Annotated in this window: 15 protein-coding genes and 1 pseudogene; 6 read left to right on the top strand and 10 right to left on the bottom strand. The window is 51.2% G+C overall.

Annotation, left to right across the window (positions count from 1 at the left end):
* Positions 1–15: 15 nt before the first annotated feature.
* Both sodB and ACLJXE_RS07900 read right to left on the bottom strand, forming a co-directional pair.
* Complete coding sequence (gene sodB / locus ACLJXE_RS07905) at positions 16–597, bottom strand: superoxide dismutase [Fe] (protein ID WP_048211764.1); 582 nt, start codon at positions 595–597, stop codon at positions 16–18.
* 127 nt (positions 598–724) lie between these two features.
* Complete coding sequence (locus ACLJXE_RS07900; RefSeq protein WP_410750568.1) at positions 725–1,555, bottom strand: C40 family peptidase; 831 nt, start codon at positions 1,553–1,555, stop codon at positions 725–727.
* Positions 1,556–1,889: 334 nt separating this feature from the next.
* Here ACLJXE_RS07900 and grxD point away from each other — a divergent pair, with 334 nt between their 5' ends.
* Complete coding sequence (gene grxD, locus ACLJXE_RS07895; protein ID WP_003832760.1) at positions 1,890–2,237, top strand: monothiol glutaredoxin 4; 348 nt, start codon at positions 1,890–1,892, stop codon at positions 2,235–2,237.
* A 51-nt stretch (positions 2,238–2,288) separates the two neighbouring features.
* Here grxD and rnt read toward each other — a convergent pair whose 3' ends face one another.
* From rnt to ACLJXE_RS07875, 4 genes are all read right to left on the bottom strand, one after another.
* A complete protein-coding gene (rnt, locus tag ACLJXE_RS07890; protein ID WP_137381280.1) occupies positions 2,289–2,936 on the bottom strand; it encodes a ribonuclease T in 648 nt (215 codons plus the stop codon).
* A 94-nt stretch (positions 2,937–3,030) separates the two neighbouring features.
* Positions 3,031–3,438 carry a lactoylglutathione lyase gene (gene gloA, locus ACLJXE_RS07885; RefSeq protein WP_003029198.1) on the bottom strand — a complete coding sequence of 136 codons (408 nt, stop codon included), beginning with the start codon at positions 3,436–3,438 and terminating at the stop codon, positions 3,031–3,033.
* Between the two features lie 112 nt (positions 3,439–3,550).
* On the bottom strand, positions 3,551–4,648 hold the full coding sequence (locus ACLJXE_RS07880; RefSeq protein WP_410750567.1) for an alkene reductase: 1,098 nt from the start codon (positions 4,646–4,648) through the stop codon (positions 3,551–3,553).
* Between the two features lie 58 nt (positions 4,649–4,706).
* On the bottom strand, positions 4,707–5,306 hold the full coding sequence (locus tag ACLJXE_RS07875; RefSeq protein WP_410750566.1) for a TetR/AcrR family transcriptional regulator: 600 nt from the start codon (positions 5,304–5,306) through the stop codon (positions 4,707–4,709).
* A 101-nt stretch (positions 5,307–5,407) separates the two neighbouring features.
* Between ACLJXE_RS07875 and ACLJXE_RS07870 the strand changes: the two genes are divergently transcribed.
* From ACLJXE_RS07870 to sodC, 3 genes are all read left to right on the top strand, one after another.
* Positions 5,408–5,647: a DUF1289 domain-containing protein gene (locus tag ACLJXE_RS07870; protein WP_286630359.1), complete on the top strand. Its 240-nt coding sequence runs from the start codon at positions 5,408–5,410 to the stop codon at positions 5,645–5,647.
* A gap of 49 nt (positions 5,648–5,696) precedes the next feature.
* Entirely contained in the window at positions 5,697–6,593 is an 897-nt protein-coding gene (locus ACLJXE_RS07865; protein WP_202038726.1) for an aldo/keto reductase family oxidoreductase, read from the top strand.
* An 81-nt stretch (positions 6,594–6,674) separates the two neighbouring features.
* Positions 6,675–7,196, top strand: a complete 522-nt coding sequence (sodC, locus tag ACLJXE_RS07860; RefSeq protein WP_137381276.1) for a superoxide dismutase [Cu-Zn] SodC — start codon at positions 6,675–6,677, stop codon at positions 7,194–7,196.
* Here sodC and ACLJXE_RS07855 read toward each other — a convergent pair.
* The 3 genes and pseudogenes from ACLJXE_RS07855 to ACLJXE_RS07845 form a co-directional block, all read right to left on the bottom strand.
* Positions 7,172–9,212 (bottom strand): annotated as a pseudogene (locus ACLJXE_RS07855) (FUSC family protein). The gene sodC and the pseudogene ACLJXE_RS07855 overlap by 25 nt on opposite strands.
* Positions 9,209–10,072 (bottom strand): efflux RND transporter periplasmic adaptor subunit, encoded by an 864-nt coding sequence (locus ACLJXE_RS07850; protein ID WP_410750565.1) that lies wholly within the window; start codon positions 10,070–10,072, stop codon positions 9,209–9,211. The pseudogene ACLJXE_RS07855 and the gene ACLJXE_RS07850 overlap by 4 nt, the downstream one beginning before the upstream one ends.
* Before the next feature lie 2 nt (positions 10,073–10,074).
* Positions 10,075–10,311 (bottom strand): DUF1656 domain-containing protein, encoded by a 237-nt coding sequence (locus ACLJXE_RS07845; RefSeq protein ID WP_286630355.1) that lies wholly within the window; start codon positions 10,309–10,311, stop codon positions 10,075–10,077.
* A gap of 192 nt (positions 10,312–10,503) precedes the next feature.
* Here ACLJXE_RS07845 and slyA point away from each other — a divergent pair, with 192 nt between their 5' ends.
* A complete protein-coding gene (gene slyA, locus ACLJXE_RS07840) occupies positions 10,504–10,944 on the top strand; it encodes a transcriptional regulator SlyA (RefSeq protein ID WP_019076732.1) in 441 nt (146 codons plus the stop codon).
* Between the two features lie 48 nt (positions 10,945–10,992).
* Here the strand turns inward: slyA and slyB are convergent, their stop codons facing one another.
* Positions 10,993–11,460 (bottom strand): outer membrane lipoprotein SlyB, encoded by a 468-nt coding sequence (slyB, locus tag ACLJXE_RS07835; RefSeq protein WP_003029175.1) that lies wholly within the window; start codon positions 11,458–11,460, stop codon positions 10,993–10,995.
* Between the two features lie 274 nt (positions 11,461–11,734).
* Between slyB and anmK the strand changes: the two genes are divergently transcribed.
* Positions 11,735–12,856 (top strand): anhydro-N-acetylmuramic acid kinase, encoded by a 1,122-nt coding sequence (anmK, locus tag ACLJXE_RS07830; protein ID WP_410750564.1) that lies wholly within the window; start codon positions 11,735–11,737, stop codon positions 12,854–12,856.
* The last annotated feature ends 25 nt before the right edge of the window (positions 12,857–12,881 follow it).

The raw sequence follows: 12,881 nt of genomic DNA, 5'->3' as shown, positions 1-12,881 counted from the left end.
CTTCTGCGTTGTCATTTATGCTGCGAAGTTTTTCGCAACAAATTCCCAGTTCACCAGTGCCCAGAAGTGTTCCAGGTAGCCAGGACGGGCATTACGATAATCGATGTAGTAGGCATGTTCCCACACGTCAACGGTCATCAGAGGCGTCGCGTCAGTCGTCAGCGGTGTACCTGCGTTGGAGGTGGACACGATAGCCAGTTTGCCATCCGTTCCTTTTACCAGCCAGGTCCAGCCAGAACCGAAATTCTTGATAGCGGCGTCGGTGAATTGTGCTTTGAAGTCTGCAAAGCTGCCAAAGGAGGCAGCAATCGCTTCGGCCAGTTTACCGGTCGGCTCGCCACCTGCGTTTGGTGCCAGGCAGTTCCAGTAGAACGTGTGGTTCCATACCTGTGCTGCGTTATTGAATACACCACCTTCAGAGCTACGTACGATCTCTTCCAGTGATTTACCTTCAAACGCGGTGCCTTTAATCAGGTTATTCAGATTGGTCACGTAAGTTTGATGGTGTTTGCCATAGTGGTATTCCAGCGTTTCGGCAGAAATGTGCGGTGCCAGAGCATCTTTGGCATACGGTAATGCAGGTAATTCGAACGACATTGCTTCTCTCCTTATTATTTATATTGAGTACACACAATAGCCTCATTGTGAGTAAGGATAGGGTAGCAAATTGAAAGGTTATGCAAAAGAAGAACTTACCCTACAGCATATTCTGCAGGGTAAGTTTTTAGCGAATTGTTTTCGGCGTCATCACACGGCGAGCGCCCACGTAGTGGCGTTGCCAGTAGTCTTCGCTCAGGGAGGTGATTTGGATTTCCTGGCCGCTGCGTGGAGACTGGATAAATTTACCATTGCCGACATAGACGCCAACGTGGTCGGCGGTACCGCGACCTTGCGTGCGGAAGAAGACCAGATCACCGTTTTTCAGTTCACCACGTTCAATCGGCGCAGCGTCGCGCAGGTGATACATTTCATTGGCGGTACGCGGAATGCGGAACTTCACCAGATCTTTGTATGCGTAATAAACCAGCCCGCTGCAATCAAAACCGGTTCTGGGTGATGTACCACCCCAACGGTAAGGTTTACCGATTTGGTTCATCAGGGTAGACATGGCGGCTTTGGTCGCTTTCTGCACTTTCACTTTATGTACATCCGCAACGGCTGTTGGTGCAGTCGTCTTCACTTTTACACAACGCGGCTTATGACCTTTGCGCGGGGTACATTTTTCAGTCCAGGTGACGGCGGGGGTTTGTATTGCCGCTGTTTTACTGCGACGGTTTGCTGTTTTCGTCGATTTTGCCGGAGTCGTTGTGCGTTTTTTGGAAGAGGAGGCCGTTTTCGTACTGGTTTTACTGGTGTTTTTTGTCGCTGTTTTCTTGTTGGTTTTTGTTGCTTTTTGGCTGGTTGTTGCGCTTTTCTTTTTATCTACCGTCTTGACGGTGTGGGAAGCGGTAGGTGTCGTCCTGGCCTGCCTGGAAGCATGGGCCACTGACGTAAAAGGCAGTGTGGTAAAAAGCAAAGCACAGAGCGTGATCGAGATTCGGTTTATCCGCGCCACTGAGCAGTCCTCTGGTAAGGCAGGTCTATCGTGCCTGCGTGTGATTTTCAAAACTTGACGATTCTAATCTATAGAAAGAGGGAAAGTTAATAGCTTTTTTCGTTTAAAACTACGTTTCGTAACCGACCGCAAAAAAAAACAGCAATTCAAGGCGTAATTGGTGAACAGATAATCAAATCCCCAGGCTTTACGCGGATAAATGAGATTGTGAATGCAACTTTTAACGACAGGCGATAAAATAATATCGCGTAATGAAAATGTTATTTTCCGTTACCTGCCTGACCCGCTACAATGTCAGACTACTGCCGTAAAAGAAGTTTAAGGAAGCAAGATAATGAGCACCACTATCGAAAAAATCCAGCGCCAGATCGCTGAAAACCCGATTCTCCTGTACATGAAAGGTTCCCCAAAACTGCCAAGCTGCGGTTTCTCTGCTCAGGCTGTGCAGGCGTTGTCCGCCTGTGGTGAACGTTTTGCTTATGTTGATATTCTGCAGAATCCGGATATTCGCGCCGAGCTGCCGAAATATGCCAACTGGCCGACTTTCCCACAGCTGTGGGTTGATGGTGAACTGGTAGGCGGCTGTGACATTTTAATTGAAATGTACCAGCGCGGTGAGTTGCAGCAGTTGATTAAAGAAACTGCGGCGAAATACAAAACCGAAGAGCCGGACGCTGAGTAACCAGCAAAAATAAAAAAGCGACCTCAGCAGGTCGCTTTTTTTATGCCGCCGTTACGCCTCTTCGGGCACTGGCAGAGGCCAGCCGCCGAGACGTTTCCAGCGGTTAACAATTTCGCAGAACAGAACGGCTGTCCGTTCTGTGTCATACAGCGCCGAGTGCGCCTGAGTCCCATCAAACTCCATTCCTGCAGCCAGACAGGCTTTTGACAGTACTGTTTGCCCCAACGACAGGCCGCTTAATGCTGCCGTATCAAAGGTGACGAAGGGGTGAAACGGATTGCGTTTCAGTGAGGCGCGTTCTGCCGCTGCCATCATAAAACTGTGATCGAATGTCGCATTGTGCGCCACCATGATCGCCCGATTACAGCCGCTATCTTTGATACCTTTACGCACCATTTTAAAGATGGCATGCAGCGCGTCGTACTCGCTGACGGCGCCACGCAGCGGGTTGCTCGGGTCGATGCCGTTAAATGCCAGCGCTTCGGGTTGTAAATTCGCCCCTTCAAACGGTTCAACGTGGAAATGTAACGTCATGTCCGGCATCAGCCAGCCTTGTTCATCCATTTTCAGTGTGATGGCGGCAATCTCAAGCAGCGCATCGGTTTTGGCATTAAATCCTGCTGTTTCGACATCAATGACGACAGGATAAAAACCACGAAAACGGTCACACAGACCGGAAAGTTGAGCGTTATCGGACATCTGGGTCTCTTAATACGGGAAAATTGCAGCGCGTATTATGGCAAAATGATGAGTATAAAACTACGGGCACAGACGATCTGCACCCGAGGAGAGGTTAGTCGCCCAGACCGCGGCCGGCGTCTTTTTCTTCGATCAGCTCAATTTTATAGCCATCTGGATCTTCAACAAACGCGATGACCGTCGTACCGCCTTTTACCGGACCCGCTTCACGCGTCACGTTACCGCCGTTTTGACGAATACGTTCACAGGCCTCTGCCGCATTATCTACGCTCAGGGCAATGTGACCATATGCGGTACCCAGTTCATACTTATCAACGCCCCAGTTATAGGTCAGTTCGATCACGGCTTCGCTGGTTTCAGGGCCGTATCCGACGAATGCCAGAGAGTACTTGTATTCAGGATTTTCGCTGGTACGCAGCAGCTTCATGCCCAACACGTTGGTATAAAACTCGATAGAACGCTGCAGGTCACCCACACGCAGCATGGTATGAAGTAAACGCATCTTTCTTCCCCTTCAAAAATGGCTAATACATTCAAAATGTTGTTTTAGTATAGCGGCGTTATAACGCCGCTATCAATGAACGATTAGAAATCGATTGGCAATTCTCAGGACGTTACAGGGTAGGATAATCGGTATAGCCTTCAGCTCCACCGCCGTAGAAACTTTCCGCACGCTGTGGGTTGAGCTCGGCCTTACGCTGCAGACGTGCAACCAGATCCGGGTTAGCAATGTAAGCACGACCAAAGGCAACAGCATCGATCAGACCTTTCTCGATCAGTGATTCGGCTTTCTCTGGCGTATAGGCACCCGCACCAATAATCGGACCGTGGAAACGTGCGCGAACTTTCTCGCGAAACGCGTCTGAATACGGTTCGCCACCCGCCCAGTCTGGCTCGGACATATGCAGATAAGCGATGCCGCGCTTGCCCAATTGTTCGATCAGGTACAGAGCATCAGCTTCTTCATTCGGACCGTTGTCGACGTTCTGGAACGAGCCGATAGGGGAAACACGGATACCAATACGATCGGCACCCCATTCTTTAATACCTGCATCGACGACTTCCAGCACCAGACGCGCGCGATTTTCAACGCTACCGCCGTATTGATCGGTACGCTGGTTCGAAGTTGGCGACAAGAACTGGTGCAGTAAGTAACCGTGAGCAGAGTGCAGCTCAACCAGGTCAAAGCCGGCTTCACGCGCATTGGCAATTGCCTGGCGGAAATCATTCACGATGCCAGGGATTTCTTCGGTTTCCAGCGCACGCGGCATTGAGGTATCGGCACGTGTGGCCAGTCCATTTTCATCGCGCAGAGACGTTCGGGTTCCGGCACTGATGGCGGACGGGGCAACCGGAGCCTGACCGTTTGGCTGCAGACTGGAGTGGGAGATACGCCCGGTATGCCATAGTTGAACGGCAATATGGCCCTGCTCAGCGTGTACAGCCGCCGTAATCTTTTTCCACGCAGCAATTTGTGCATCACTGTGCAAACCTGGTGCTCCGGCATAACCTTTCGCCGGCGCTGAAATCTGTGTAGCTTCACTAATGATCAGACCTGCACTGGCGCGTTGACGATAGTACTCGGCCATCAGCGGAGTAGGAATGTCGCCAGGTTCGATACTACGCAGACGCGTCAGCGGGGCCATAAAGACGCGGTTTGCCGCGGTGATCGCACCCACTTTGAGCGGGGAAAACAATTTATCAGATGACATATTAACTCCAGGTATGAATAGACCGGTCGTCTAGTAATTGGGTAAATAAAAACGCCTGTTAAACGGCAGGCGCTGCAATGATGGTTTTAACGTGAGCCAGCGCGTTTTCCAGCGGCGTGGCACTACGCGACATTTTGGCCTGCAGGTTGGCTCCCAGCCACAGCGCATATAACACCTGCGCCTGCTGCAAAGGCTCGCCAACAAACGACAGACAATGGTTCGCCTGACCTTTTTCCAGCGCCTGCGCCAGCAGCGTAATAATGTGTCGGGCGCCTTTGTCCATGGCTGTACGCATATCTTCGGAAAGATCGCACACTTCGGCAGACAATTTCACGGTTAAACAGCCACTGATGATGCCGTGCTGGCTAAACTGGTTCAGGGTTTCCTGATAGTAGGCCAGAATACGGTCACGGTAGTTCCCTGCGCCCGTCTCAAAATGCGTAGCCAGTCGCTGATGATAGGCCGCGTAATGACGCTCCAGCATCGCCACACCGAACGCTTCTTTTGAGCGAAAATAGTGATAAAACGAACCCTTGGGAACTTCTGCGGTTTTCAGTAGCTCGCTTAAACCCATACCGGTGAAACCGCGCTGCATACACAGTCGCTCGCCGGTCGCCAAAAGATGTTCGCGTGTATCGTGTTCAGTTACTTTGTTCATGCCGAGGAGTGTAATAGACCAGTCGGTCTAATGCAATAGCGCTTGCCAGATTTTCAGTTACCGTCTTCAATAGGTATATCAATCTTACAAAAGGAGGGGATGTGGCCGAACAGCTGGAGTTTTTTCCCGTCCAGAGCCCATGCCGCGGTATATGTCAATCTGACGATCGCGGTTTTTGTCGTGGATGTTTTCGCAGTCGGGATGAGCGTTTTAACTGGCAGAAAATGAGCGATGCCCAAAAGCAAGAGGTACTGCGGCTTTGTCGCCAGCGACTGATGCGTAAATTGCGCGCAAGCAAACCCAACCCGCCGGAAGAACCGCAACAACCTTCACTCTTTTAAACGCGTAATTGCGTATACTCGATGCACATTCACTTATAAGGAAGCTGCTATGGTTCAGCGTATTACTATTGCGCCGCAAGGCCCGGAATTTTCGCGCTTTGTGATGGGGTACTGGCGCCTGATGGACTGGAATATGTCCGCGCGTCAGCTAGTCAGCTTTATTGAGGAACATCTCGATCTGGGTGTCACGACAGTCGATCACGCGGATATTTATGGCGGATACCAGTGTGAGGCAGCGTTTGGCGAGGCGATGAAACTGGCGCCGCACCTGCGTGAAAAAATGCAGATTGTGACCAAATGCGGTATTGCCACGACGGCGAAAGAGGAAAATGCGCTGGGTCATTACATCACTGACAGCGCCCATATTATTGCCAGTGCCGAGCAGTCGCTGAAGCTGCTGGCGACCGATCGTCTTGATCTGCTGTTGATCCATCGGCCCGATCCGTTAATGGATGCAGACGATGTGGCGGAAGCTTTCAAGACATTACATCATAGCGGTAAGGTGCGCCATTTTGGTGTCTCTAACTTCACGCCAGCACAGTTTTCACTGCTGCAATCGCGATTACCCTTTACCCTGGCAACCAATCAGGTCGAAATTTCACCGGTGCATCAACCGCTCCTGTTGGATGGGACGTTAGATCAGCTGCAACAGCTGCGTATCCGCCCAATGGCCTGGTCTTGCCTGGGAGGCGGGCGCCTGTTCAATGATGACGCCTTCCAGCCGCTGCGCAATGAGCTGGCCGTGATAGCAGAAGAACTGAACGCGCAGTCCATAGAACAAGTGGTGTATGCGTGGATCCTGCGTCTGCCGTCGCAGCCACTGCCGATTATTGGCTCGGGTAAAATCGAACGTGTGCGTGCTGCAATTGAATCAGAGTCATTGAACATGTCTCGTCAGCAGTGGTTCCGTATTCGTAAAGCGGCTCTTGGTTACGACGTGCCTTAATCACGTATTCAGCGTTCCGTCGTTCAAATTTGTGTCACTGGATTACACTTATCAGTCAGACACCTGGATAACGGAGGTTGTATGAAACGTTTGAGTTTAGCCATCATCACGTTACTGGCCTGTGCAGGTGCACAGGCTGCCAGTGAGAAAGTGGTGATGAATCTGGTGACGTCGCAGGGCGTTGGCCAGGAAATTGGTACTGTCACCATTGCTGAATCCGCAAAAGGGCTGGAGTTTACGCCCGATCTTAAAGCACTGCCGCCGGGTGAACATGGTTTTCATGTGCATGCTAATGGCAGTTGCCAACCCGCTATTAAAGAGGGGAAAGCCTCGGCAGCAGAATCGGCTGGCGGTCATTATGACCCGCATAAAACTGGCAAGCATGAAGGTCCGGAAGGCGCAGGCCACATGGGCGACCTGCCATTGCTGGTGGTAAATAACGAAGGGAATGCCACGACGGCAGTGACAGCCCCCCGGTTGAAATCACTTGATGAAATTAAAGGTAAAGCGCTGATGATCCACGTTGGTGGCGATAATATGTCCGATCAACCGAAACCGCTTGGCGGCGGAGGGGCGCGCTACGCCTGTGGTGTAATCAAGTAATCAGCGACTCAGCGTGCCCGGTGGCGGCGCTTGCTCAAGTTGTGAAAGTGAGCAGTGTAGTCGCCAGATAAGGGCCGATAACTCCTGCGCTGCGGGCTGATGATGATGGGCCAGTGCATCACAGATGCGCTGGAGTTCATTAAGCGTGGCATTCAGCGGACGTTGCTGCACGCCACGTTCACTCATCACATCGCGTAACAGTGAGATACACACATCCCTGACGCGCGCCAGCGGATCTGATCGCACCTCCCAGACGCGAAGTTGCCATACTACGTGTGAGCAGTTTAGTAACACCACTCCCCAGCGGAGTAACCAACGTCGCGCCAGTGCATCCTGGCTGTTGCTGAGTTGGCTGACATGATGATAGGTCAGTGACTCAAACTCATTTTCACTGAGTGAAGGATGACGGCTAAGCTGATCGACAAAGTTACGTCGTAACGCGCGAATATGACGGCGGCTTTTTCTCGCATCAGAACCGGGCCTTAGAATAGCAAAAGCCAACCACGACAGCGCGACGCCAGTGATCTTCGCCGTATTGTCATTCAAAAAACCTGCAAAATCATAGACGGGAGGATTGGTCACCGCGATGAACGATCCCATAAAGACAATCAGCTGTCCCCAAAGCCCCGCCAGTTTGGGCATCTGTAATTTTAGCAACTGCATGGTGGCAAGCAGCGGGAAGAGAAACAGAATGAACTGCCAGAGATCGGTAATTTGTACCATCAGGCCGAATTTCACCACAAAACTGAACAGTGACAGCAGGACCAGCGTGCGCATCAGTAAAGAGAGTGATTTGAATGGGGCCGCTACGGCGGAATACAACACACAACTGATGGCGGCAAGCGTCAGAGCCCCGGAGCCTGACTCCCATTGTGCACCAATGCTCCACGCGCCGATTGCCATCAGCGTAATGAAGGTACGCAATCCGCTCCAGAGAGCCTCCGCGTTATCGGTATGACGGGCAAGACCCGGCGTGCGCTCAACATTGATACGATCAGCCGTGACACCCTTTTCCAGTAAGCGTAGATAATGACTGCTTTTCAGATAGATACGGCAAAAATAGCGCAGACGCTGCCAGAAGGCGACGTGCCGATAGTCATGCTGATCGACAGGGCACAGCGGGGCGATAATCCGCGAGATGGCGTAGCTGTCGGTATCAGGTTTGACTAACGCGGTCAGCAACTGCTCGATGACATACCGGGTATTAGCCGGAGGATTTGGCCAGTTCAGTAGCATCCGCCGCAGACTGGAAATGACGCTGGTCAATCGCAATTGTTGGTGTAACAACGCATTGAGTAAGGTATTTTGACGGCGAAAACGGTAGTGGCTCCAGAACGCCTGAATACGTAGCAGATTCATTGTCAGGATTTGACCGATCACACCTTCATGGGCGGTGCGGATAGCATCTGTGGTTTCTGGCTGCCAGAGTAAACTGGCATGCTCCAGCAAACGTGCATGCATGTTTTTCAATGCGGTCAGCAGCGTGGTGCCATCGGATGTACTGGGCAGGATCATCATCATCAAGCCGCCACTGAGGATCCCGACGATGACTTCGCACACTCGTGCCTGGGCGATATCCCACAGTTGCGTAACCTCTGTAATATGCACCATTGGAAACGCAATAATCGCCGCTGTATAGCCTGCCAGTTGAAAAGCGTAGGCCACGTTGTTGGTGAAATGCGCGCACGCCCAGGTACAAAAGCCGATCCAGACTGACATGCTCAACAGAAACAGCCAGGGTTCATTGAGGGTATGGCCAGCTATAATCAACGCGGCCGTTGCACCAAGTAAACTGCCCGCTATACGCCCCAGGCTTTTGCTGATCACGCCACCAACGGTTGGAAAACTGACCACCGCTGCTGATGTCATCGCCCAGTAGGGTTCGTCCAGATCCAGGTAATAGGCGAAGGTTAACGCCAGACACATCGCAATAGTATTACGCAGCGCGTAACGCCACTGTGCACCCGTGGCTTTAAACCACGGCAGACTGGCTGGTGTCAGGCGGGGTAGTTTCATTTTTGCTGACCGATGGACACGCTACAGGTTGTCCCTGAAACCAGCGTCACATCGTGCGGAAGGGTATCAAATTCGATACGAACGGGAACCCGCTGCGCCAGACGAACCCACGGAACGTTTGGTTTGATGTCAGGAACCAGACCGGAATTGCTTTCCACACTCTGATCATAAATGGCGCGACCAATGCTGGAAACGTGACCCTGTAACTTAATATTGCCACTGTAAAGTGTGATTAGTGCAGGTGCCCCGTCTTGAATGTGGCGTAGCTTGGTTTCTTCGAAATACCCCATGACATAAAAAGAGTGACTGTCGACCAGAGCAAACAGAGGTTTACCCGTTGAGGCGTAGTCTCCGGTACGGGTTGATAGATTGGTGATCCAGCCTGTGACCGGAGCTTTGACTACCGTTTGCGCCAGTTGCCACTGAGCATGGCGCAAACTGGCCTGGGCGGCGGCAACGGTCGCCTGCATGGCTTTTACATTGAGCAGTGCACTGTCCAAATCTTCTGCAGAGATGAAATTTTGCGACAAATTGCGGCGGCGTTTGGCTTCATTATTGGCTTTGGTCAGATCGGACTGCGCTTTGGCCAACTGAGCCTGTGCGTTCAGCTCAGCAATTTGGAAAGGGGTCTTGTCGATAACAAAAAGAATATCACCTTTGCTAACCAGTTGATTATCTTTAATGTTGAGTTCGCTAATGCTGCCAGAGATTTGCGGTGTGATGCTGACCTGTTCAGCGCGGACTTTTCCGTCACGCGTCCAGGGCGATTGCATATAGTAATTCCACATCCACCATCCGGCGAGGACGGCAATGGAAGCGACTATAATAGTGGAGAAGTATTTAAGGGTTTTAAGCGACATAATCACCACGCAATCAACATGACAAAGGCCAGACACACGCAAAGCGTAAAGAGGGACAGATCCATTAGCAGGGGATGCCAGATTTCGCCAGAATAGATCCCGTCGCGTAGCAGGCGATGAACAACCAGCCAGAGGATAAATCCTGTAACAAACGCCTTGAAAATAGGGGGGAAGTAGACAGATGCTCCGATCATTAAATCTTGTAGGGGCAATCCTGTTGCATTAAACATAAACTTCACGGGCAAAATCCTTGGCGAAAAGAGCGTTGCTATAGGTTTAGCAAAAAAAGGGACAATGTGTCTCTGTAACGCAGAATGTCTGAAAAAATGTCATCCGGTAAGCAAATTTGGCAATACATTTGTTTTGGGAATACAAATGCTGCACACTATTCTAAAATCAGCACAATAACTTAGCAAGCTAATTATAAGGAGATGAAATTGGAATCGCCATTAGGTTCTGATCTGGCACGGTTGGTGCGCATTTGGCGTGCTCTGATTGACCATCGCCTGAAACCTCTGGAGTTGACGCAGACGCATTGGGTTACGCTGCACAACATTCATCAGTTGCCACCGGATCAATCACAGATTCAACTGGCTAAAGCGATTGGTATTGAGCAGCCTTCATTGGTGCGTACGCTCGACCAGTTAGAAGAAAAGGGACTCATTTCACGACAGACTTGCGCCAGCGATCGTCGGGCAAAGAGAATTAAATTAACGGAGAAGGCCGAACCGCTGATTGCTGATATGGAAGCGGTTATCAACAAAACGCGCGGCGAAATTTTGGAAGGGATTTCTGCTGAGGAAATTGATCTGCTGATAAAACTGGTCGCCAGACTGGAACACAATATCATTGAACTGCAGTCGCAGGGCTAAAGCGATCAAAACGACGTGTGGCCAGAGGCTGACCACACGTGAATTCGATTAACGTGGAGACACGGTAACCTGGCTACCATTGTTAGCCATAACAACGCGCTGACCCGCAGAGAATTTGGTCGCACCCTGCTTCTGAACCACCATGATGGTATTGCCGTCATCCTTACGAATTTCCAGTTCTACGCCCTGGGTTTTATTCATCGCGCCTTGTACGCCCTGGCCTGCTACGCCACCGGCAACCGCACCTGCCGCTGTCGCTAATGAACGACCGGTACCGCCGCCTACTGTGTTACCGAGGAACCCACCCAGCACAGCACCACCAATAGCGCCAATCACGTTTGCGTCGTCACCACCCTGGATTTGCACCGGACGAACATGAACAATCGTACCGTAGGTAACGTTCTGAACTTGTTTCGCTTCGGATGCGGTATACACATCACCTGAAAGGCTATCATTGTTAACGCAGCCCGCTAAAGATACGCCCATTAATGAAACAATCAGCACACGTTTAATCATTTACAAATCTCCTTTGCCACCACGAAACGCTAATAAAGCACTCCTCATGGCTAAATTATATGGCATTTGTGAGTCTAAGGTCACATGTTCTACTGGAACAATATGAAAATCTTAACTGAAATCGGGTTAACCGAGTATAAACGAATCATTCATCTCGTTGATGGAATTTAGAGGTTACTGAAAAGATTACCCCGCAAAAATCATCAAGGAAGCATGGAATTAGTCGACACTTTATGGTGGAGTGTCAAGGCTAATTTGCTTAAAAGGATGACGTATGAAATCAGGCCGTTTTATCGGAGTGATGTCTGGAACCAGCCTTGATGGTGTGGATGTTGTGCTGGCGGCGATAGATGAAACGATGGTTGCGCAGCAGGCAAGTCTGACATGGCCCATCCCCGTACATGTAAAACAGGCTATTCTGGATATCTGCCAGGGGCAGCAACTGACGCTTTCTCAATACGGTCAACTGGACACGCAGTTGGGGCGTTTGTTCGCCGATGCGGTGAATGCGTTGCTGCAGCAGGAAAAATTAAAACCGCAGGATATTGTCGCGATCGGCTGTCATGGGCAAACCGTGTGGCATGAACCGACAGGAATCGCGCCACACACGCTACAAATTGGTGATAACAACCAGATTGTTGCGCGTACCGGGATAACGGTGGTCGGCGATTTTCGTCGGCGCGATATCGCGTTAGGCGGACAGGGGGCACCGCTGGTTCCTGCTTTTCACCAGGCGTTGTTGGCGCATCCAACGGAGCGCCGGATGGTGTTAAATATTGGTGGTATTGCCAATCTGTCACTGCTCATACCAAAACAACCGGTTCGGGGATATGACACCGGTCCGGGCAATATGCTGATGGATGCCTGGATTTGGCGGCAATGTGGCCAGCCTTATGATAAAGATGCGCAATGGGCCTGTTCGGGGACAGTGATTCTGCCGCTGTTACAAACGATGCTTAACGACCCGTATTTTTCTGCACCAGCGCCAAAGAGTACGGGGCGTGAGTATTTCAATTATGGCTGGATTGAACGCCATCTGGCGCAGTTTCCGGGAATTAGCCCACGAGATGTACAGGCGACTTTGGCTGAACTGACGGCAGTGACGATTTCAGAGCAGGTCCTGTTGAGCGGTGGGTGTGAACGGTTAATGGTATGTGGCGGCGGTAGTCGCAATCCACTTCTTATGATGCGTCTGGCGGCGCTGCTGCCAGGTACGGAAGTGACCTCCACCGATGACGCTGGGATCAGTGGTGATGATATGGAAGCGTTAGCCTTTGCCTGGCTGGCGTGGCGTACACTTGCGGGACTGCCGGGGAACCTGCCTTCTGTGACCGGCGCATCTGAGCCCAGCGTTTTAGGGGCTATTTTCCCCGCCAATCCGCGAACTCAGAGTTAACTGAAATTATTCCAGGCGGTATACC

It is taken from the genome of Citrobacter sp. U14242 (genome assembly GCF_046555775.1).
In the GTDB taxonomy this organism is placed as follows: Bacteria; Pseudomonadota; Gammaproteobacteria; order Enterobacterales; family Enterobacteriaceae; genus Citrobacter.
This window is presented reverse-complemented; position numbering and strand designations above follow the sequence as displayed.

Coding starts and splice junctions, on each gene's coding strand:
- sodB (WP_048211764.1), bottom strand. CDS start 597: ATGTCGTTCGAATTACCTGCATTACCGTATGCCAAAGATGCTCTGGCA.
- grxD (WP_003832760.1), top strand. CDS start 1,890: ATGAGCACCACTATCGAAAAAATCCAGCGCCAGATCGCTGAAAACCCG.
- rnt (WP_137381280.1), bottom strand. CDS start 2,936: ATGTCCGATAACGCTCAACTTTCCGGTCTGTGTGACCGTTTTCGTGGT.
- gloA (WP_003029198.1), bottom strand. CDS start 3,438: ATGCGTTTACTTCATACCATGCTGCGTGTGGGTGACCTGCAGCGTTCT.
- ACLJXE_RS07880 (WP_410750567.1), bottom strand. CDS start 4,648: ATGTCATCTGATAAATTGTTTTCCCCGCTCAAAGTGGGTGCGATCACC.
- ACLJXE_RS07875 (WP_410750566.1), bottom strand. CDS start 5,306: ATGAACAAAGTAACTGAACACGATACACGCGAACATCTTTTGGCGACC.
- ACLJXE_RS07865 (WP_202038726.1), top strand. CDS start 5,697: ATGGTTCAGCGTATTACTATTGCGCCGCAAGGCCCGGAATTTTCGCGC.
- sodC (WP_137381276.1), top strand. CDS start 6,675: ATGAAACGTTTGAGTTTAGCCATCATCACGTTACTGGCCTGTGCAGGT.
- ACLJXE_RS07850 (WP_410750565.1), bottom strand. CDS start 10,072: ATGTCGCTTAAAACCCTTAAATACTTCTCCACTATTATAGTCGCTTCC.
- slyA (WP_019076732.1), top strand. CDS start 10,504: ATGAAATTGGAATCGCCATTAGGTTCTGATCTGGCACGGTTGGTGCGC.
- slyB (WP_003029175.1), bottom strand. CDS start 11,460: ATGATTAAACGTGTGCTGATTGTTTCATTAATGGGCGTATCTTTAGCG.
- anmK (WP_410750564.1), top strand. CDS start 11,735: ATGAAATCAGGCCGTTTTATCGGAGTGATGTCTGGAACCAGCCTTGAT.